At 63.6% G+C, this 19,867-nt stretch carries 19 protein-coding genes; 10 read left to right on the plus strand and 9 right to left on the minus strand.

What is annotated here, in order from left to right; translation table 11 throughout:
* Window positions 1-10: 10 nt before the first annotated feature.
* The 3 genes from CH305_RS13765 to CH305_RS13775 form a co-directional block, all read right to left on the minus strand.
* Window positions 11-1,948, minus strand: a complete 1,938-nt coding sequence (locus CH305_RS13765) for a primary-amine oxidase (RefSeq protein ID WP_094703962.1) — start codon at window positions 1,946-1,948, stop codon at window positions 11-13.
* A complete protein-coding gene (locus CH305_RS13770; protein ID WP_094703963.1) occupies window positions 1,945-3,384 on the minus strand; it encodes a gamma-aminobutyraldehyde dehydrogenase in 1,440 nt (479 codons plus the stop codon). The genes CH305_RS13765 and CH305_RS13770 overlap by 4 nt, the downstream gene beginning before the upstream one ends.
* Before the next feature lie 107 nt (window positions 3,385-3,491).
* The gene (locus CH305_RS13775; RefSeq protein WP_179278283.1) at window positions 3,492-4,154 is read right to left on the minus strand and encodes a TetR family transcriptional regulator; all 663 of its coding nucleotides are present in this window, start codon (window positions 4,152-4,154) and stop codon (window positions 3,492-3,494) included.
* A 70-nt stretch (window positions 4,155-4,224) separates the two neighbouring features.
* Between CH305_RS13775 and mqo the strand changes: the two genes are divergently transcribed.
* The 4 genes from mqo to CH305_RS13795 all read left to right on the plus strand — a co-directional run bounded on the left by mqo (window position 4,225) and on the right by CH305_RS13795 (window position 8,532).
* Window positions 4,225-5,547 (plus strand): malate dehydrogenase (quinone), encoded by a 1,323-nt coding sequence (gene mqo / locus CH305_RS13780; RefSeq protein ID WP_218828586.1) that lies wholly within the window; start codon window positions 4,225-4,227, stop codon window positions 5,545-5,547.
* 9 nt (window positions 5,548-5,556) lie between these two features.
* Entirely contained in the window at window positions 5,557-6,552 is a 996-nt protein-coding gene (locus CH305_RS13785; protein WP_242640207.1) for an MBL fold metallo-hydrolase, read from the plus strand.
* Between the two features lie 62 nt (window positions 6,553-6,614).
* On the plus strand, window positions 6,615-7,430 hold the full coding sequence (locus CH305_RS13790) for an NADPH-dependent oxidoreductase (protein WP_094703966.1): 816 nt from the start codon (window positions 6,615-6,617) through the stop codon (window positions 7,428-7,430).
* Between the two features lie 4 nt (window positions 7,431-7,434).
* A complete protein-coding gene (locus CH305_RS13795; RefSeq protein WP_094703967.1) occupies window positions 7,435-8,532 on the plus strand; it encodes an LLM class flavin-dependent oxidoreductase in 1,098 nt (365 codons plus the stop codon).
* Here CH305_RS13795 and CH305_RS13800 read toward each other — a convergent pair.
* Both CH305_RS13800 and ramB read right to left on the minus strand, forming a co-directional pair.
* Window positions 8,519-9,292, minus strand: a complete 774-nt coding sequence (locus CH305_RS13800) for an LLM class flavin-dependent oxidoreductase (protein WP_094703968.1) — start codon at window positions 9,290-9,292, stop codon at window positions 8,519-8,521. The genes CH305_RS13795 and CH305_RS13800 overlap by 14 nt on opposite strands.
* A 17-nt stretch (window positions 9,293-9,309) precedes the next feature.
* The gene (gene ramB, locus CH305_RS13805; protein WP_094609479.1) at window positions 9,310-10,722 is read right to left on the minus strand and encodes an acetate metabolism transcriptional regulator RamB; all 1,413 of its coding nucleotides are present in this window, start codon (window positions 10,720-10,722) and stop codon (window positions 9,310-9,312) included.
* 147 nt (window positions 10,723-10,869) lie between these two features.
* Between ramB and CH305_RS13810 the strand changes: the two genes are divergently transcribed.
* Entirely contained in the window at window positions 10,870-11,274 is a 405-nt protein-coding gene (locus CH305_RS13810; RefSeq protein WP_032401826.1) for a hypothetical protein, read from the plus strand.
* A gap of 187 nt (window positions 11,275-11,461) precedes the next feature.
* Here the strand turns inward: CH305_RS13810 and CH305_RS13815 are convergent, their stop codons facing one another.
* Window positions 11,462-12,430, minus strand: a complete 969-nt coding sequence (locus CH305_RS13815; RefSeq protein WP_094703969.1) for a DUF559 domain-containing protein — start codon at window positions 12,428-12,430, stop codon at window positions 11,462-11,464.
* 532 nt (window positions 12,431-12,962) lie between these two features.
* On the opposite strand from CH305_RS13815, the gene aceA reads away from it, so the two are divergent.
* From aceA to CH305_RS13835, 4 genes are all read left to right on the plus strand, one after another.
* On the plus strand, window positions 12,963-14,252 hold the full coding sequence (gene aceA, locus CH305_RS13820) for an isocitrate lyase (RefSeq protein ID WP_027498404.1): 1,290 nt from the start codon (window positions 12,963-12,965) through the stop codon (window positions 14,250-14,252).
* 163 nt (window positions 14,253-14,415) lie between these two features.
* A complete protein-coding gene (locus CH305_RS13825; RefSeq protein WP_032401827.1) occupies window positions 14,416-15,291 on the plus strand; it encodes a 3-hydroxybutyryl-CoA dehydrogenase in 876 nt (291 codons plus the stop codon).
* 65 nt (window positions 15,292-15,356) lie between these two features.
* The gene (locus CH305_RS13830) at window positions 15,357-15,632 is read left to right on the plus strand and encodes a hypothetical protein (protein WP_032401828.1); all 276 of its coding nucleotides are present in this window, start codon (window positions 15,357-15,359) and stop codon (window positions 15,630-15,632) included.
* A gap of 96 nt (window positions 15,633-15,728) precedes the next feature.
* Window positions 15,729-16,769: an NAD(P)-dependent alcohol dehydrogenase gene (locus CH305_RS13835; protein WP_094703970.1), complete on the plus strand. Its 1,041-nt coding sequence runs from the start codon at window positions 15,729-15,731 to the stop codon at window positions 16,767-16,769.
* 65 nt (window positions 16,770-16,834) lie between these two features.
* Here the strand turns inward: CH305_RS13835 and CH305_RS13840 are convergent, their stop codons facing one another.
* A complete protein-coding gene (locus tag CH305_RS13840; RefSeq protein WP_094703971.1) occupies window positions 16,835-17,692 on the minus strand; it encodes a polyphosphate kinase 2 family protein in 858 nt (285 codons plus the stop codon).
* Between the two features lie 33 nt (window positions 17,693-17,725).
* On the opposite strand from CH305_RS13840, the gene CH305_RS13845 reads away from it, so the two are divergent.
* Window positions 17,726-18,187 carry a PPOX class F420-dependent oxidoreductase gene (locus CH305_RS13845; RefSeq protein ID WP_032380785.1) on the plus strand — a complete coding sequence of 154 codons (462 nt, stop codon included), beginning with the start codon at window positions 17,726-17,728 and terminating at the stop codon, window positions 18,185-18,187.
* 91 nt (window positions 18,188-18,278) lie between these two features.
* On the opposite strand, the gene CH305_RS13850 is transcribed toward CH305_RS13845, so the two are convergent.
* Together CH305_RS13850 and CH305_RS13855 are read right to left on the minus strand one after the other, a co-directional pair.
* A complete protein-coding gene (locus CH305_RS13850; RefSeq protein ID WP_094703972.1) occupies window positions 18,279-19,268 on the minus strand; it encodes an iron-siderophore ABC transporter substrate-binding protein in 990 nt (329 codons plus the stop codon).
* Between the two features lie 16 nt (window positions 19,269-19,284).
* A complete protein-coding gene (locus tag CH305_RS13855) occupies window positions 19,285-19,830 on the minus strand; it encodes a type 1 glutamine amidotransferase domain-containing protein (RefSeq protein WP_094703973.1) in 546 nt (181 codons plus the stop codon).
* Window positions 19,831-19,867: the final 37 nt, after the last annotated feature.

Raw genomic sequence — 19,867 nt, forward strand, 5'->3', positions numbered from 1 at the left:
TTCGGGCGAGCTAATGACAGGTGCTACCGGGATCGGTATGGCACGACTTCTGCTCCGACGCCACAACGTCGAGAGAAGGGTTTCGATCGAAGAACCCGAAGGGTTTGAGCCAGAACGAGACCGTGTCCGCGGGCATCACCGGCCAGTCCTCCGGCCGGGTGATGTGGTGGATGCCGAAGGTGTACCAGACGACTACATCGGTGTTCTCGATGCTGCGATCCTTTTCGGTCCACTCCGGCAGGCCGTGATCGATACCGCTCTGGTTGACGAATTCACCACTGGGCCAACGCTCGTCGGGCGAGTTGGGGGTGACCCACACGGTGTGGCCGATCACCTGGGCGCGCTGGAAGATCGGTGACGCCGGATCGAACATCGACGGAATCGCCGCGCCCGGAACCAACTTGTAGGCGGGACGGGTGCCAAGACCGTTGGTGACGTTGTCGTTGACGACCTTCCATGCCTTCTGGGTGTTCCAGTCGTAATCCTGCTTGCCCTCGGACTCGGTGGTCAGGGGAGTGTTGACCTGAGTGAGTGCGAGGCCGTACGGATTGTCGGTGCCCATCGGAACCCGTTGCGTCTCACTGGCATACACGGTGTTCTCGGTGCCGTCGATGTCCAGATCGAGCCGGGCGACGAGAAAGTGCTGGTGATACGGCGCGTACGTACGGTTGTCGACCAGCGTGCCCGACGGGTGGGCGGTGCCCTCGTCGAAGTGCGTGACGACCATGATTCCCGTCGCGCGCACCTCGCACTCGATATTGCCGTCCTGGTAGAACCGCCAGTAGACGAGGTACTCGTAGTTGGCGACCGTTGCGTGGAAGCTGACCGTGAGGCGGCGCATGCGCCGTACTTCGGCTCCGGCGTCGTGATCGACGTGCTTCCACAGCACGGCGTTGTCTTCCTCGTGGATGCAGATCGCATTGGTGATCGTGTACGGCTCACCCTTGCTGTTGTGCAGCACCGCGTCGAGGTAGCGGATCTCGCCGAGGCAGTCGCAACCGAGCTCGAGCGAGGTGGTCATGAAACCCAAGCCCCACTCGCCGATGTCGAACGCGGTACGCCGATAGTGATCCTCGGTGTGATCGCGATAGGGAACGACCATCTCCGCAAACGACATTCGATTCGCAACGGAGCGCACATTTCCGTTGTCGTTGTAGCTGACGGCATGCAGTGTCATGCCCTCGCGGTAGTTGAACCCCACGCGCAACGACCAGTTCTGCCACGTCAACTTGTTGCCGTCGAGCTCGAACGACGGCCCGTCGGATTGAGTGATCTCGAGGGGCTTCAGCGGCGGACGCGTGCTGGCGTTTCTGATTCGCTCCGGGATATGGCGAGGGACGTACTCGCCCATGATCTCCGGCCGCTCGACGCGATACGTGTCCTCGATCTCGAGCAATTCCATCGTGTTCACGTCGATGACGCAGTGGAACCCACCGACCGGCCCGGCGTAGGGATTGGCACCCGCTGCGGCCTTCACCCAGGTATCCGACCAGCCGAGGCGTCGACCCTTGTACTTCTCGGGAGTCACCGCCTCGCCGTAGGTCCAGGTGTCCATGAACACCAGATCCAGATCGGTGATGCCTCTATCGGCAAGGGCGGCAATCACATCGGGGTGGGCGCGTAGGGCCGCGTCGGCCTCCTCCCACTCGTCGACGGTGAAGTTGGGCTGCACGTCCGGAATGTGCGTCCACGATTCGGTGGTGCGATCGTCCAGCGATACGACGGCCTTGAAGGTCGTGTTCTCGTTGCTGTTCAGCACCACTGACACCGCCCGACGCGCAGGCACGGTCCCATCCGCGTCGAACGCGGCGATCTCGGGCTTGGCCGGTTCGATCATCTCGATGGAGGCGTAACGCCAACCGTCGCCGACGCCGTGATCGCGGCCGAGAATCTCGGCTACGGTGGCGAATTCGTCGCTGGACAGGGGATCGAGGGGGTGAGAGGTCATGCGATGGTCTCCGTCGAGCTCATGACGTGCTTGATGCGGGTGTAGTCCTCGACACCATAGGCCGAGAGGTCCTTGCCGTAGCCGGAGTACTTGAATCCGCCGTGCGGCATTTCCGCGACCAACGGGATGTGGCAGTTGACCCAGACGGCACCGAAGTCCAGAGCTGCCGAGATACGCAGTGTGCGTGCGTGATCAGAGGTCCACACGCTCGAAGCGAGGCCGAAGTCCACATCGTTGGCGAGAGCGATCGCCTCGGCCTCGTCGGTGAACTTCTGCACCGTGAGCACCGGGCCGAACGTCTCCTCCTGCACGATGGGATCGGACTGTTGCACGCCCGTGATGATGGTGGGCTCGAAGAAGAAACCCTTGTCGCCGATGCGCTTGCCGCCGGTGACGATGGTGGCATGTGCGCCGATGCCGTCGACCTTGGCGCTGACCTGACCGAAGTGGTTGACGTTGTTCAGTGGCCCGAGGAAGGTATCGGGGTCGTCGGGGAGGCCGACTTTCAGTGTCTTCGCCTTGGCCACAAGGGCATCGACGAGGGTGTCGTGTACCGACTCGTGCACCAGGACGCGGGTGACAGCGGTGCAGTCCTGACCGGCGTTGAAGAACGCGGCCTCCGCGATGCCGTCGGCTGCCTTGGTGATGTCGACGTCGTCGAAGACGATCGCCGGTGCCTTACCGCCGAGTTCCAGGTGCGCCCGCTTGAGCTGCTTGGCGGCGGCCACCGCCACCGCGATGCCGGCGCGCACGGATCCGGTGATCGACACCAGTCCGGGAGTCTTGTGCTCGACGATCGCCGCACCGGTGCCGCCGTTGCCGAGGACGACATTGAGCACGCCGTCCGGAACGATGCCCTTAGAGAGCTTGGCCAACACCAACGTGCTCTCGGGGGTGGTGTCACTGGGCTTGAGCACGATCGTGTTGCCGGCGGCCAGTGCGGGCCCGATCTTCCAGATCGCCATCATGAACGGGTAGTTCCACGGGGTCACCTGGCCGACGACGCCGATCGGTTCGCGGCGCACGTACGAGGTGAAGCCGTCCATGTATTCGCCCGCGGACTTGCCCTCGAGCATCCGGGCGGCACCGGCGAAGAAGCGGATCTGATCCGCGCCGACCGTCACCTCCTCGGCGGCGATGGTGGCCTTGGGCTGGCCGGTGTTGCGGCTCTGCGCTTCGACGATCTCGTCGCTGTGCGCCTCGATGGCGTCGGCGAGCTTCAGCAGCACCTTCTGTCGCTCACTCGGCGTCGTCTTGCCCCAGGTCTCGAATGCACTGGCGGCGGCCGACATTGCGGCCTCGACGTCGGCCGCGTCGGAGATGGGGGAGTGGGCGACGACCGTCTCGTCCACCGGACTGATCACCTCGAGCATCTCGGTGCCCGAGGGCGTGACGAACGCCCCGTCGATGTAGTTCTGCAGGACAGGCACCGTCATCTCACAACCCCTAGCGTCGTCACTCCACCAATATTTCGGTTCTGCAAAGCCTGCACCTACGGACGAGACTTCGCCACCCGACAACATGTCCAACATTCGCCGAAGGATCAGGACGAAATGTCACCGTTGTCGGCAAGAGCTCTGACGCCGGCGATATACGTCTCGAGACCGAGCTTCTCGAACGCCGGACGGGAGGTGGGATCGCCGAGATGTTCGGCCGACGCCAGGATGTGTGGGAACTCCTCGGGATCGAGTGAGTCCATCGTCGACGCCACCTCCCGCTCGACGTGTGCCCGACGCTCTGGCTCGACCTCGACACCGGTGAACAAGGGCTCGGTGATGAGCGAGATGGCGACCCGGACGCCATGGCGGGCGAGTTGGGTGGCATCGGGAAGGGAGAAGCCGGCCTCGCCGAGAGCCTTCAGTGCCAGCTCCATGGCCTCCCTACTGTTGGAAGAGAACAACATTCGAGGAACAACGATGTCGGCTGCGCCCGGGTGGGCGCGCAAGGCGCGCATGAAGTCCTCGAGCACGGTGCGTAGCTGCTGCCACCACGGGGCAGCGGGATCGACGGTGAGCGCTAGGTCTTGGCACACGCGGTCGCCCATAGCGTCGAGCAGCTCGTCCTTGTTCTTCACATGCCAGTAGATCGCCATGGGGGAGACGCCGAGTTCGGTGGCGATCTTGCGGATGGTGAGCGAGTCCAGGCCATGGCGGTATGCGACGTCGAGAGCGGCGTCGACGACGGCAGTCCTGCTCAGGCGCGGCATCGATCGAACTATACAGGCGTACGAGTCGGTGCTAGCGTGACTTGTACTTAGTACGAGAAAGGGGCGGACGGTGGACGACGTCATTCTTGTCGGCGGCGGAATCATGAGCGCAACGCTCGGGACGCTGCTGCAGAAACTTGAACCGAGCTGGTCCATTCGGGTGCTCGAGCGCCTTCCGCGGGTGGCCGCGGAAGCATCCGACGGGTGGAACAACGCCGGGACCGGACATGCCGGTCTGTGCGAAACCAACTACACGACAATACGATCCGACGGTTCCGTCGACATCGACCGTGCCATGCGGATCGCCGAGCAGTTCGCAACGACTCGGCGTTTCTGGGCGACGTTGCCCCAGGCCGACTTCGTGCGCCCCGTGCCGCACATGACTCTGGTCCAGGGTTCCGACAACGTCGAGTTTCTCCGCGCTCGGCATCACGCGCTGAGCAGTCACCCGATGTTCGAGGCGATGGAGTACACCGAAGACGCTGCGGTGCTGCAGCAGTGGTCACCGCTGGTTGCGGAGGGCCGCACCGGCAGCTGGGCTGCGACCCGAGACGTGACGGGTACCGACGTCGACTTCGGCGCAGCGACGCGGCAGCTGTTCGACGCCATGACTTCGGCAGGGGCCAGCGTGGAGACCGGACGGGAAGTACGTGGTCTTTCGCAGGATCGGGATGGATCCTGGCGACTCTTCGTCCGAGGTGGTCGACCGGTGGAGCGCGCCCGATTCGTGTTCCTCGGTGCCGGGGGTTGGGCCCTGAAGTTACTGCGCAGAGCCGGAATTCCCGATGCGCGTGGCTTCGGGCTGTTGCCGATCAGTGGACAATTTCTGCGCTGCGACCGGAGCGAGGTAGTCGATCGCCACGACGCCAAGGTGTACGGGACGCCGCCCATCGGCGCGCCACCGATGTCGGTTCCGCACCTGGACACTCGCATCGTCGACGGGCAGCGCTCCATCCTTTTCGGCCCGTACGCAGGCTCGAACCCGAAATTCCTGAAACACGGTTCGCTGATGGACCTTCCGCGTTCGATCAGTCGAGACAATATTGGATCGCTGTTGTCGATGGCCTGGGCCAACACGCCGCTGATCAGGCTGCTGCTCTCCGAGTTGACCGCCACCAGAGGGAAGAAGATCGCCGCGTTACGCGAGTTCGTGCCGAGTGCCGATTCGGCAGACTGGTCGATCGTCAGTGCCGGTCAGCGTGCCCAGATCGTGAAAAACGGAGAACTGCGGTTCGGCACCGAAGTGGTCGCCTCGCAGGACAGCACGATCGCATCTGTACTCGGTGCGTCACCGGGCGCATCGACGGCCGTACCCATCATGATCGAGGTGCTGAACAGATGCTTCCCCGAACGACAGTGGGACTCACGCCTACGCGAGTGGCTCACCGGCTAGCCTGAGGCGGTGACGGACACAGAGGTGGGATACCGGCAGATCGCCGACGGGACCTGGGCTTTCATGCGGCCGCCCGGCAGTTGGGGACAGACCAACACCGGACTGATCGTGGGCCCCGGTGGCGCGTCGATGTTGATCGACACCGTCTGGGACACGAATTGGGCAGCGCGCGTTGCCGCCGATACTGCCGAACTGATCGTCGATGCGCCGATCACCGAAGTGCTCAACACCCATTCCGACGGCGATCACTGGTGGGGAAACGACTCGGTTCCCGCCTCTGCGCGCATCACCACCAGCGCCGCGTCGTTGCACGCAATGAAGGAAGAGACACCACCCAAAGGGGTGGACGCGTTCGCCTCCTTCGGCGGCAAGATCGGGTGGATACCCGGACCGGTCGGAGCAATGGGCTCGTACATGAACCGAGTCCGGGGTGATGCCACCTTCCCCAGCGCACTGCCGCGGCTGCCCGACCACACCTTCGAAACCACCGAAACCATCGACGTCGCAGGGCGATCCGTCCACCTGCGCTACCTGGGACCGGCGCACACCGAGGGCGACCTCATCGCTCACCTACCCGATGTGGGAGTCGTGTTCGCCGGCGATCTGCTGTTCATCGACGCCACACCGGTGCTCTGGCACGGACCGCTGCAGAACTGGATCGATGCCCTCGACCACCTCCTCGAACTCGATGCAGCCGTCTACGTTCCCGGCCACGGCCCTCTGTGCGGCACCGACGAGATCCGCGCCGTCCGCAACTATTGGACCTGGGTGGGGGAGGCCGGACGTAGCTGCTTCGACGCCGGGCTCGGATCCACCGAAGCTGCCCTGAACCTGCTGAAATCAGGCGAATTCGGGCAGTACGCCCACTGGGACTCGCCGGAACGACTCATCCTGAGCATGAGCACCCTCTACCGCCTGTGGCGAGGCGAGCCGCCAGCGCCACCCACGCTGACGCGTCGAGCACGGGCGTTCGCGGATGCAGGGCGGTTCTTGCGGGAGCGGTAGCTTTCGAATCATGCCGAGCGCAACTGTGGCGCGTCGGCGATGGCAGGGGCACTCTGGAGTCCGTGACCTCCTCTTCGGCCTCGTGGGTTCAGCAGCGCTACCGCGATCCTGCTCTGACAGCGTTGGCGTACACGAACGAGACCATCGACGTTCTGCTGTCGCATCATTCGGTGCGGACGTTCACCGGGGATCCGATCGACAACGCGACGATCGAGACGATCGTCGCTGCAGCCCAATCCGCGCCGACGTCGTCGAACCTGCAGGCCTGGAGCGTCATCGCAGTACAGGACCCGGCGCGCAAGAAGCGCCTTGCGGCGCTGGCGGCGAATCAGGCGTTCATCGCCGATGCGGCGGTGTTCCTGGTGTTCGTGGCCGATCTCGGGCGTGCCCGACGCCTCGCCGCCGGGCACGACGCCGAGCTCGGTGGTGCCGACTACTTCGACAGCACGATTCTCGGTGCCATCGATGCTGCACTCGCGGCGCAGAACGCCGTCGTCGCCGCGGAGTCGCTCGGATGGGGCACCGTATACGTCGGGGCGGTGCGCAACGCACCCGACGAGATTGCTGCCGAGTTGGGGCTGGCCGAACAGTCGATCCCGGTAGTGGGCTTGGCCATCGGCCGGGCGGGCGACGAGACCGCCGGGGTGAAGCCGCGTTTGCCCATCTCCTCGGTGCTCCACCACGAACTGTACGACCCCCAGTCAGCGGACGCGGCCGTGCCCGTCTACGAGCAACGACTTGCGGAATACTATGCAACGCAGGGCCGTACGGCATCCTGGACCGCGTCGGTGTTGTCCCGCTTGCGGAGCGGCGAGGCGATCGGCCCGCGCGTGACACTCAGAGAGTCGTTCGAATCGCTCGGCTGGAAGTCTCGGTAGCACTATGCGCTTTCAGGTCCTCGACATCGTGTTCAACCCTCCCCATCCGGTCACCGGTGCAGTGGTGACTCCGGCCGACAGATTCGACCGGTTGATCGAACTTGCCGTTCTCGCAGAAGAACTGGGGATCGACTCGTTTTCGGTGGGAGAACGGCACGCGGGAGACGTGCTCTCGTCCTCCCCGACGGTCATTCTCGGCGCGCTCGCCCAGGCCACGCAACGCATCCTGTTGTCCACCGGCGTCACCGTACTGTCGGTATTGGATCCGATCCGCGTTGCCGAAGACCTCGGCACCATCGACCAACTGAGTCGAGGTCGCCTCGAAGTCGTCATCGGCAAAGGCAACGAAGTCCTGCAATACCCGCTGTTCGGACTCGACATCGCGCGCCAGTACGAGTATCTCACCGAAAACTACGAACTGCTCCGCAGACTCATCCGCGAGGAGCACGTGGATTGGACCGGCCGGCATCGACATCCGTTGTCCGACGCCACGACACTGCCCAGGCCTTTCGACGGCCCCTTCCGGATCTGGCACGGCTCGGCCACCTCGGTGGAGGCGGTCGATCTGGCCGCCGAGTGGGGGGATCCCATCTTCACGGCAAATGCATTGCAGCCCAGGGAGAACTACAAGGTTCTGATCGACCGCTACCGCGAGCAGTACCTTCATCACGGGCACGACCCGGACAAGGCCTACGTGGGTTCGGGCTCCGGAGGTCTGTTCCTCGGTGCGACGACCGAGGCTGCCGTTGCCGAATATCGGCCGATCTACGAGGGCATCGTCGCGCAGCAGGACAAGCGCACCCACGACCCGGCGGCCAAAGGTAAGGTGACGAGCTTTCGGACCATCGACGACGCCGTCGCGAGGGGGCCGGCCCTGGTGGGTTCCTCGGAACGGGTCGCCGCGAAGATCCTCGATTATCACGATGCGTACGGGCATGACCTGCAGTCGGTTTCGATCAACCACGTCCTGGACTTCGAGCGTCAGAAGGACACGTTACGACAGTTCGCCGAGGAAGTGATTCCGTTGGTGCGGGCCGAGGTGACGACCACGCTGTGGACGACCGAGGACAAGGACCGCGCCCGGGGATTCACTGCGACCTGAACCGCGCCGTCGCAGTCGCCGCGTGAGCGAACAACGTGGTCGGATCCGCTGCGTCCGCGGAGGGTTCGAGTACGACGGTGGTGGCACCGGCATCGATCCAGCGTTGGATATCGATCGTGGCTGCATCCGAATCGGATCCGACCGACACGTAGACGACCACGTCGTGGTCGGGTCCACCGTCGATGTGGTCGATGGCTGTACGAACCTGTTCCGGTGTCGTCTCGCTGGTGAGAATTGTTCCAACACTGTGTCGACCGCTCAGGGCGAGCGTCTTCGGCCCGGTCGCACCGACGAGAAGGGGCGGTGGTTGCAGCGGCGGCCAGTTCAACTTCACCTCGTCGAGCGAGACATAACGACCTTGCACAGTGACCATGTCGCCCGCCAGCAGACTCGTCAGCGCGGTCATCTGCTCGCTCAGCAACGTCAGAGGAGACTGCACTCGCGCGCCGATCTGGCCCATCCACGACTGGACGCCGTGACCTAGTCCCACACGGAGCCGACCCGGGTGGACCCGAGCAATGGTGGCAATCTCCATCGCTGTCGACGCCACGTTCCGCATCGGAGTGGGCAACACCCCGATGCCGACGTTCACCCGATCGGTGCTCGCGAGAATCAGTGCAGCAGTGGACAGTCCGCCGGAGAAGAAGCAGTCCTCCCACAACCACACTTCGTCGACGCCCGCGGCGTCGGCTGCGCGGGCCGCTTCGACCAATGCCTCCGGAGCAACTTCCGGTCTGAGTACAACGCCGATTCGCGTCATGGGAATTCTCCTTCTTCTCAGCGAACGAGATACGGGGACACCGAACTTCGGTGCTCGTCGATGTCGAGGTCCTTGCCCAGCGGCGGGAAGGCGCGTTGTGGGCAATTCGAGCGTTCGCAGACTCGGCAACCCGCTCCGATCGGCGTGGCAGCTGCCGAGCCCTGCACATCCAGGCCGTCGGCGTACACCAGCCTTCCGGCGTGGCGGAGTTCGCAACCGAGGCCGATGGCAAAGGTCTTGCCCGGCTGGCCGTAACGCGCGGCTCGACGCTCCACAGTGCGTGCGATCCACAAATAGCTGCGGCCGTCGGGCATCTCGGCGATCTGCGTCATGATCTTGCCGGGATAGGCGAACGTCTCGTACACATTCCACAGAGGGCATGTGCCACCGCTCGACGAGAAGTGAAAGCCGGTGGCGGACTGCCGTTTCGACATATTGCCCGCGCGATCCACCCGGACGAACGAGAACGGCACACCCCGCAACTCCGGTCTCTGCAAGGTGGAGAGTCGATGGCAGATGGTCTCGTAACTGACCGAGAAAAACGCCGAGAGCCGCTCGATGTCGTACCGGAAATCCTCGGCTACGTCGTGGAAGTGGTGGTACGGCAACACCGTCGCGGCAGCGAAGTAGTTCGCGAAACCGAGCACCGCCAGCTTCTTCGACGACTCGCTGGAGAAATTGCCTTCCTCGGCCATCCTGTTCAGCAGATCTCCGCATTCGAGGTAGGCCAGTTCGGCGGCGTACCTGAACACCTTCTGCCCACCGGACAGATGTGGTGAAATCTCCAGCACTCTGGTCTGCGGGTCGAAACGGTGCAGCACGTTCTCGCCGAGGTCGATGCGATTGACTATCTGCACGTCGTGCACCGTTCGGAGCCGCTTGGCGATCTCACCGCCCACGTCGGCGCGATGGAATCGAATCCTAGATGTCAGTGCCTCCGCCGCAGTGTCCAGATCGTGTAGATAGTTCTGTCGCTGATAGAAGTAGTCGCGCACTTCTTCGTGAGGCTTGCTGATCGAACCACTGCCACTGCCGTCGGAGAATCGTTCCTCGGTCGCGGCCAGCAGCTGAGCCGTCGTATTGCGGTATCGGCGGTGCATGTTGACCATTGCCCGCGCCAACTGTGGGTGCGAGCTGACCATCTGGGCAATCTCGTGTGCGTCGGCGTCGATGCCCATGTCCTGATCGAGCGCTACTTCACGGAGTTCGGCAACCAACCTGGTGTCGTCCTCGGAGGAGAAGAACGACGTGTCGACGCCGAACACCTCGGAGATCCGGAGTAGCACCGGTACCGTCAGCGGGCGCACATCGTGCTCGATCTGGTTGAGGTAGCTGGCGGAGATCCCCAGCTTCTGTGCCAGCGATACCTGACTCATGCTGCGTTCGCTGCGGAGCTGCCGTAGCCGCACACCGACGAAGGTCTTGGACACATCGCCAGGCTACGCCTGCGAAGAAATGCCTTAACACCGTTCGCAACTAGCTGCTGGATCACAATTCGGTGATCATCGGGAACATTAGCCGAAGTAAAGGCGTATACCGGTATACGAGCTATTCACCACGCACCTCGAGGAGCGGTCATGTCCAACCGTCAACGCACATCGGAAATCGTCAGGGACGTCGTCGTCTTCGTCACCGGAGCAGTTCTCGTCGCATCCACCGTCTGGCTCCCGGTTCAGGGAGACCAAGAAGTCACCGGTGCCATCCTCGTACTCGGCATACTCGCGGCATCGTCCGCTCTGTGGGCCATCGGATCCTCGTCGAGGCAGAGCCACTGGACCCACGTGGGCCTCGGTCTGCTGCTCGCGGTGTCTCCCGCATTGATGGTGTTCCCGTCCGGACTGTTGGCAGCGGACCTGTTCGCCATCGTCGGCGGACTCGTGATCGCAGCCATGGGCGCGCTCGGAGTGGTTGCGTCGCGTCGGGCCCCGATCACCTCGCGGGTGGTCGCGTCCAGCGACGAGCACACCGGCGTCCGCATCTGATCCTTCCCTGCAACTGATGCTCCACTCCCGTGGGCGCGTGCGATGAATCTCGTACGCGGGCATGGGAGTGGAGCATTTTCTGCTCTGTGGGTTCATCGCGGCGCCTGATGCAATGGGTGCTCCACTCGGCGCGGTGGATCCGGTAAATCCCTCGTGCGGCCCGGCGAGTGAAGCACGGTGTGCTCTCTCATCGCCGCGATTCCCGACGCCGCCTGACAACCGACGCGATTTCGGCAGCCACCACGTCCGGCGCGGCAAGCACATCGAACGCCGAGTAGCGCAGCACCAACCGGCCACCGAGTACCAGGGCGTTCTGTCTACGTCGATCCTTGCTGAACACCTCTCCTGCACTGTGGAATTCGCGTCCGTCCACCTCGATGATCGTTCGGCTGCGACGGTCGACGAGGTCGCAGACGAACGAGCCGACTGTCGCATTCATCTCCAGATACGGGCCGATCCGATGCAATGCCCGGCCGAAGGCCCGCTCCGGTTCCGAGGCGAACCTCGTCACTGCCAACCGGACCTGACGGGCCAACTCTGTGTTGCCGCGTCGACCAGGGAATCGCTCGAGTAGGCAGATGAGCGACGCAGGGTCGAGTCCGAACTTCAGGCGCTCGTCGATCAGCAACTCGGCCTCTTCTCGGGGGAGTACCGCTAGGCAATCGAGCATCGTCTGCGCAGGAGTGGTGCAGGGCAGAGACTCGACCTCGTCGACGAGCCGGGAATCGAGTGCGCGACGGTGCAGCCGAAGCCACGACGGCGGTCGCAACCGGGCAGTACGAGGGACGGTTGCATCGAGAGTGGACGGCTCGGTAGTCCAACCGCGCAGGTACGCGGCCGACCGGTGACTGAGTACGGCGTCGGGTCGCCACAGCGAGATGGCCCGGCACCGATCCATGGTCGACGGTTCCCCGCGCATGTGGACCGTTGGGAGAACGCGGGTGAACCGACGCGAGACGGTGCTGGGATGGAGTCCGGAGGCGACGAGCTCTCGGAGGGATGTGGGAGTGGAGCCTGCGGAATGACCTTGGGATGTGGGAGTGGAGCCTGCGGAATGACCTTGGGATGTGGGAGTGGAGCCTGCGGAATGACCTTGGGATGCGGGAGTGGAGCCTGCGGAATGACCTTGGGATGCGGGAGTGGAGTTGGCTGTCATGGGTGCAGCGTCGGCGATGGCGTGGGTGGTCTTCGATGCTCGACCTGGGGAAATCGAAAGCCCTGTGGACAGGTGCCAGCCTGTGGACGAGTGCAATTTCTGCTCCACTCGGTGGCGTCGGTCGGGGGATCCCCGCGAAAGTGGTGTCGAGTGGAGCAACCCGTGCCATGCTCACATCGTGGGACGAGACAGCTGTGATGTCGATCACATCACGCTGCAGTTCTGACTCGATTCAGACGCCGTCGCCAAACCGTACAAGCGTCCTGTATGAGTTTTTGTGCATTGCGTTCATCAACTGGGGATTCGTCGCTACCGGCGAGTAACACAGCCGTCCGATCGGCGAGGTTTGTTGCAGTCGAAAATTTGCAAACTTAGCAAGGGTGCGGGGAAAGCTAGCCAAGATTGGCACTAACAACTGGTAGACGCATGTTTTCGGTTGTGCCATTGTTTTGGAGTACACCAGAAGGGCCTGGCAACGATGTGAAGATTCGTCTCGAGGCAGGCCGAGAAGCAGAAGAGACTGGAGCTGAAGATGTCGACCACCGGCACCCCGAAGACCACCGCCGAGATCCAGCAGGATTGGGACACCAACCCCCGTTGGAAGGGCGTCACCCGTAACTTCACCGCACAGCAGGTCTCCGACCTCCAGGGCACCGTCGTCGAAGAAGCGACACTCGCTCGCCGCGGCAGCGAGATCCTCTGGGACCTCGTGAACAACGAGGACTACATCAACTCGCTCGGTGCCCTCACCGGCAACCAGGCCGTGCAGCAGATTCGCGCCGGCCTCCAGGCGATCTACCTCTCCGGCTGGCAGGTTGCCGGCGACGCGAACCTCTCGGGCCACACGTACCCGGACCAGAGCCTCTACCCGGCCAACTCGGTGCCGTCGGTCGTCCGCCGCATCAACAACGCACTCCTGCGCGCCGACGAGATCGCCAAGATCGAGGGCGACACGTCCGTCAAGAACTGGGTCGCACCGATCGTCGCCGATGCCGAAGCCGGCTTCGGTGGCGCACTGAACGCCTACGAGCTGCAGAAGGCCATGATCGTGGCCGGCGCCGCAGGTGTGCACTGGGAAGATCAGCTCGCGTCGGAGAAGAAGTGCGGCCACCTCGGCGGCAAGGTGCTCATCCCCACCCAGCAGCACATCCGCACCCTGACCTCCGCACGTCTGGCATCGGACGTCGCAGACGTGCCGTCCGTCATCATCGCCCGCACCGACGCCGAGGCAGCCACGCTGATCACCTCCGACGTCGACGAGCGCGACCGCGAGTTCCTCGACGGAACCCGCACCGCAGAAGGCTTCTTCGGCGTCAAGAACGGCATCGAGCCCTGCATCGCTCGCGCCAAGGCCTACGCACCGTACGCAGACCTCATCTGGATGGAGACCGGCGTGCCGGACCTCGAGGTCGCCAAGAAGTTCTCCGAGTCGGTTCGCAGCGAGTTCCCGGACCAGCTCCTCGCCTACAACTGCTCGCCTTCGTTCAACTGGAAGGCACACCTGGACGACGCCACCATCGCGAAGTTCCAGAAGGAGCTCGGCGCGATGGGCTTCAAGTTCCAGTTCATCACCCTCGCAGGCTTCCACTCGCTCAACTACGGCATGTTCGACCTGGCTCACGGCTACGCCCGCGAAGGCATGACCGCATTCGTCGACCTGCAGGAGCGCGAGTTCAAGGCTGCCGAAGAGCGCGGCTTCACCGCCATCAAGCACCAGCGTGAGGTTGGCGCAGGCTACTTCGACCGCATCGCCACCACCGTCGACCCCAACACCTCGACGGCAGCACTGAAGGGCTCCACCGAAGAAGGCCAGTTCCACTAAGCAGTTCCGCCTCCCCGGATCTTCAGCGCACTAGTCAGGCGGCCCCAGCGTTTCGTTGCGGGCCGCCTGACTCGTATCTGGGCACGTTTGCTCGTACCCCATCAGAGTTACCCTCATCTCGCCTAAAGCTGTTGTTGTGCAATGCATTTCTAAGGAGTTTGCCTTGACGGTCGAGAGGGTGGGGATCGTCGGAGCCGGGCAGATGGGGGCAGGAATCGCAGAGGTTTGCGCCCGCGCACACGTCGACGTGTTGGTGTACGAGCAGACTCGCGAACTCGCGACAGCCGGTCGCAGCCGTATCCTGCAATCGCTCGACCGCGGTGTCAGCAGCGGCAAGATCACCGAACGCGAGCGTGAGCAAGCAGCATGCAGCCTGCGTTTCACCTCCGATCTCGCAGACTTCGCCGACCGTCAACTCGTCGTCGAAGCGGTACTCGAGGACGAAAAGGTCAAGGCGGACATTTTCGCCGAGCTCGACGCCGTTGTGATCGACCCCGGTGCCGTACTTGCCTCGAACACCTCCTCCATTCCCATCACGACGCTCGGATCTGCCACCACGGCCCCGGACCGAATTGTCGGACTGCATTTCTTCAACCCGGTGCCGGTACTGCCGCTCGTCGAGCTCGTCACCACCGATGCGACCTCCGAGGCAGTTGCCGACCGCGCCGAGAGGTTCGCAGGTGACATTCTCGGCAAGCAGGTGGTGCGCTCCGCAGACCGCTCGGGCTTCGTCGTCAATGCACTGCTCGTGCCGTATCTGCTCTCGGCCATTCGGATGGTCGAATCCGGATTTGCCACCAAGGAAGACGTCGACAAGGCAACAGTGCTGGGACTCGCACACCCGATGGGGCCACTTGCACTCGCCGATCTGATCGGCCTCGACACGGTGAAAGCCATTGCGGATTCGATGCACTCCGAGTTCGCGGAGCCGCTGTTCGCCGCCCCTTCGCTGCTGTTGCGCATGGTGGAGGCCGGGCAGGTGGGCAAGAAGTCCGGAGCCGGGTTCTATCGCTACGAGAACGGCCGGGTCGCAAAGTAGCCGCCGTCTCGTAGCGCTATTGTCGTTTTGCCAGTTCAACCACGTCGATCGCAGGGAGCGCGTCAGTGAGCAAGTCCAAGAAGTCGAACGGTCTGGTCACCAAGGCATTCGGAATCGGATTGGCCGCCACCGGCGCCGCCCACTTCGTGGTCCCCGAGGCTTTCGAGGGAATCACCAAGCTCCCGTTCCCGAAGGACACGCGAACCTGGATCAGTCGCAACGGTGCCACCGAATTGGCAGTCGGCATCGCGATCGCGTACCCCAAGACTCGCAAGATCGGACTGGTCGGTCTGGGTGCGTACGGCCTGTGGCTCGGAGCGAACATCGCCAAGAACGGCTGACGTTACTGTTGCGAACGACTCGTTTAGCCCAGGAATAGCCTGGTCGAAGCGGTAGCTGTGTTGCGCTTACACAGATGCGTAGGTAGCAATGTAGTTATGACTTCAGCTACCGCTTACCAGGCCACTGCTCCGGACGCTCCGCTCGAGAAGGCGACGATCGAGCGACGCGCTCTCGGCCCCAACGACATCCTCATCGACGTCAAGTTCGCCGGCATCTGCCACTCCGACATCCACACCGCCCGCAACGAGTGGGGCGGCACCACGTACCCGGTCGTTCCCGGACACGAGATCGCCGGCATCGTTGCCGAGGTCGGCACCGATGTGACCAGCCGCAAGGTGGGCGACCGCGTCGGCGTCGGCTGTTTCGTGGACTCCTGCGGCGAGTGCGAGGCATGCAAGGACGGCGACGAGCAGTACTGCACCAAGGGCGTCGTCCAGACCTACAACTCGACGACCTACGAGGGTGAGTTCACCAACGGCGGTTACTCCACCCAGATCGTCGTCACGGAGAAGTTCGTGCTCGGCATCCCCGAGGGCGTCGAGCTCGACGTCGCGGCACCACTGCTATGCGCAGGCATCACGCTGTACTCGCCGCTCAAGCACTGGGGAGCGGGCCCCGACAAGAAGGTCGCCATCATCGGCATGGGCGGCCTCGGACACATCGGCGTCAAGATCGCCCACGCCATGGGTGCACACGTCACCGTGCTGAGCCAGACGGACGCAAAGGAAGCCGACGGCAAGGCCTACGGTGCAGACGAGTACTACGCCACCAAGGACACCTCCGCGCTCAAGGATCTACAGGGCAAGTTCGACCTGATCCTCAACACCGTGTCCGCGAACCTGCCCATGGGCAAGTACCTGGGACTGCTGGCCCGCAACGGCACCCTCGTCGAGCTCGGCGTTCCCGAGAAGCCCCTCGAGGTGCCCGCCTTCAACCTGCTGGCCAACCGCCGGTCGTTCGCAGGCTCCATGGTCGGCGGCATCGCCGAGACCCAGGAAATGCTGGACTTCTGCGCCCAGCACCACATCGGTGCCGAGATCGAGGTCATTCCGGCCGAGAAGATCAACGAGGCCTACGACCGCGTCGTCAAGTCCGACGTGCGCTACCGCTTCGTGATCGACGCAGCGACGTTCTGATCCTCGTCACGCTCCACCGAGCATAAAAAAAGGGCCCGCGACCATACGTCGCGGGCCCTTTTCTTTCAGCTCTCGGCGAGACGTTTCTTCTCGAGCTCGACGTCGAAATCGGGTGCGGGCCAATCGAGATCGAGCTGCTCGAGTGCGTCGATCAAGATCTCGGTGACAGCCAAGCGGCTGTACCACTTACGGTCGGCCGGCACGACATACCAGGGTGCGTAATCGGTATCCGTGCGATCGAGAACCCGCTGATACGCCGTCCGGTACTGCGGTAGGAAACCACGCTCGGTGACGTCACCCGGGTTGTACTTCCAGTACTTGTCCGGCCGATCGAGCCGTTCTTGCAAACGCTTCTTCTGCTCGTCCGCCGAGACGAACAACGCGACCTTGACCACGATGGTCCCCTCGTCGGTCAACTCCTTCTCGAAGGCGTTGATCTCGTCGAACCGCTGCTCCCACACCTCTCGTGGAACCAGATCGTGGACCGCGACAACGAGTACGTCCTCGTAGTGGGAGCGATCGAACACCCCGATTCGACCGGCCCGCGGAAGTGCCTTTCGGATGCGCCACAGGTAGTGGTGTTGCTTCTCCTCCTGCGTCGGAACTCCGAACGACGCCAGGTCCACCCCTTGCGGATCGACCATGCCGATGACGTGCTTGACCATCCCGCCCTTGCCCGCGGTATCCATTCCCTGCAGCACCAGCAGAACCGATCGACTGTCACCGGTTCGGCCGTGCGCGTAGAGCTTCTCCTGCAGCGCGGCCAGGACCGCGCCGCGCTCTTCGAGGACGTCGTTGCCGTGTGCCTTCTTGCCGTCGAAACCCGGTGTAGCCGTGAAATCGATGTCCTCCACGCGTGGAGAGGCACTGGCGCGCAGCACATCGACGGGAGATTGCGTCCACAATTTCGACTTGTCGGCCATGACCGATGAGACTACTTCTCTACGATGGAATGCATGGCCCCTACGATTGCAAAAGCTGAATCCGCAACGCGTGAGCAGCTACTCGAGTTCGTCTCTCCGCGGCATCACCACACATTGATCACCCGCAAACGCGACGACGGTCTGCAGGTCTCGCCGGTGTCCGCCGGAGTGGACTCCGAAGGCCGCATCGTGATCGCCACCTACCCCGAGCGTGCGAAAGTGCTGAACATTCGCCGCAATTCGGCCGTCACGGTGCTGGTGCACAGTGACGATTGGAACGGCGACTACGTGCAGGTCGACGGTACGGCCGAGATCATCGATCTACCCGACGCCGTCGAGCCTCTGGTTGAGTACTTCCGCAGCATCGCCGGCGAGCACTCGGATTGGGACGAGTACCGCGCGGCGATGGTGAAGCAGGGAAAGTCGTTGATACGCATCGTGATCGACACCTGGGGCCCGATCGCCGCGGGTGGCTTCCCCCCGGGGAGGGTGTGACAAGCCCCCCGGGGAGGGTGTGACAAGCCCACCAGGGAGGGTGTGACAAGCCCCCCGGGGAGGGTGTGACAAGCCCCCGGGGACTTGTGATCTAGCCCTTCAGTGGTGCTGCGAACAGTGGCACGGCGTTCTCGAGTGCGTATCGGGTGCCCGCGACCGAGGCGGCCGAGAACGCGTTGGACAGGTTCTGGTCGCCGAGTACGACGAGACGTCCGTCGCGTGCGGACGGTAGGCCCTGGATGGACGGGTTGTCGGTGATCACCTCGGGTCCGGTGCCGATGGGGAACATGACGGTGAGGTCGGCGTCGAGGGCGGCGACGTTCTCCTCGGACAGTTCGATGCTGAACGCTCCCGGCTCGGCGAGGTTCTGGACGGCCGGGGTGTTCGTCAGGCCGAGGGACTCGAGGAAGTCGACGCGGGTGTCGCCGCGCACGTAGGCGCCGATCTGTCCGCTGTAGAGCGTGCCGACGGCGACGGTCTTGTTCGCGAACTCCGGGTTGGCGGACACGGTGTCGTCGAAGAGTGCCTTGGTGTCGTCGACGAGCTTCTTGCCCTCGTCGACCTTGCCGAGCGCTTGGGCGACGATGTCGGTCTGGCCGTCCCAGGTGGTGCCGTAGGCGACGTCGGTTCCCGGTGGGGCCGCGACGGTGGGTGCGATGTCGGACAGCTGGTCGTACACGGCTTTGTCGTTGGTGCTGCGCGTCCAGAGGATCAGGTCCGGTGCCAGAGCCGCGACCGATTCCATGTCGACGTCGAAGGTGCCGACGATCGTGGGGTCGGTGTCGTAGGACTCGTCGACCCACGGCCCCAAGCCGTTTCCGCCCACACCGAGCCAGTCGCTGGCTCCGACAGGTTCTACACCCAGAGCAAGCGCTGTTTCGGCATCGGACCAACCGAGGGCCACCACGCGCTGGGGGTTTGCCGGTACTTCGACGTCGCCGAACATGTCGGTGACGACGATGCCGCCGGCCTCGGAGGGATCGGCGCTGTCGCCGTCACCGGCGTCGGAGCTGCATGCGGTCAGGGTGAGAGCGAAGGCGAGGGCTGCCGCAGGCAGAGCCAACGAACGAGAAATGCGCATAGGGCACGCTAACCTATCAAGCGGCGAAATGCTCCACGATCTTTGCGCAGAAGGCCGGCAGGTCGTCAGGGTTCCGGCTCGAGACCAGGTTGCCGTCCACGACTACTTCCTCGTCGACGACCGTCCCGCCTGCGTTGCGGATGTCGGTGCGGATGCTCGGGTAGGACGTCAACGTTCGTCCCTTCAGTACGTCGGCTTCGACGAGCGTCCAGGCTCCGTGGCAGATCACGCCCACCGGCTTGCCTGCGGCGACGAGATCACGCACGAAGGCAACCGCTTCGGCGTCGACGCGGAGTTGATCGGGGTTGGTGGTTCCGCCGGGCAGGATCAGCGCATCGAAGTCGTCGGCCGAGACTTCGGCGACGACGCGATCGACCGTGAAGGTGTCGGCGGCATGGACGTCGCTCTCCATCGCTTGGATGTCGCCGTGGTCCAACGAAACCAACGTGACTGTGGCTCCGGCATTTTCGACGGCTTCACGAGGCTGCACCAGCTCGACTTGCTCGACGCCGTCGGTAGCGAGAATGGCGATGCGGCGTCCGGTCAAGGTATCGGTAGTCATACCCGTTCGAATGTCCGACCGGGCCGATTCTCAAACT

Origin of the sequence: Rhodococcus sp. 15-649-2-2 (assembly GCF_002258645.1) — a bacterium.
In the GTDB taxonomy this organism is placed as follows: domain Bacteria; phylum Actinomycetota; class Actinomycetes; order Mycobacteriales; family Mycobacteriaceae; genus Rhodococcoides.

Bases quoted from the DNA above. Each gene is read 5' to 3' on its own strand.
- aceA (WP_027498404.1), top strand. From the start codon at position 12,963: ATGTCGACCACCGGCACCCCGAAGACCACCGCCGAGATCCAGCAGGAT.
- CH305_RS13845 (WP_032380785.1), top strand. From the start codon at position 17,726: ATGGCCCCTACGATTGCAAAAGCTGAATCCGCAACGCGTGAGCAGCTA.
- CH305_RS13765 (WP_094703962.1), bottom strand. From the start codon at position 1,948: ATGACCTCTCACCCCCTCGATCCCCTGTCCAGCGACGAATTCGCCACC.
- CH305_RS13770 (WP_094703963.1), bottom strand. From the start codon at position 3,384: ATGACGGTGCCTGTCCTGCAGAACTACATCGACGGGGCGTTCGTCACG.
- CH305_RS13775 (WP_179278283.1), bottom strand. From the start codon at position 4,154: ATGCCGCGCCTGAGCAGGACTGCCGTCGTCGACGCCGCTCTCGACGTC.
- CH305_RS13795 (WP_094703967.1), top strand. From the start codon at position 7,435: ATGCGCTTTCAGGTCCTCGACATCGTGTTCAACCCTCCCCATCCGGTC.
- CH305_RS13835 (WP_094703970.1), top strand. From the start codon at position 15,729: ATGACTTCAGCTACCGCTTACCAGGCCACTGCTCCGGACGCTCCGCTC.
- CH305_RS13850 (WP_094703972.1), bottom strand. From the start codon at position 19,268: ATGCGCATTTCTCGTTCGTTGGCTCTGCCTGCGGCAGCCCTCGCCTTC.
- CH305_RS13810 (WP_032401826.1), top strand. From the start codon at position 10,870: ATGTCCAACCGTCAACGCACATCGGAAATCGTCAGGGACGTCGTCGTC.
- CH305_RS13855 (WP_094703973.1), bottom strand. From the start codon at position 19,830: ATGACTACCGATACCTTGACCGGACGCCGCATCGCCATTCTCGCTACC.
- CH305_RS13800 (WP_094703968.1), bottom strand. From the start codon at position 9,292: ATGACGCGAATCGGCGTTGTACTCAGACCGGAAGTTGCTCCGGAGGCA.
- CH305_RS13840 (WP_094703971.1), bottom strand. From the start codon at position 17,692: ATGGCCGACAAGTCGAAATTGTGGACGCAATCTCCCGTCGATGTGCTG.
- CH305_RS13815 (WP_094703969.1), bottom strand. From the start codon at position 12,430: ATGACAGCCAACTCCACTCCCGCATCCCAAGGTCATTCCGCAGGCTCC.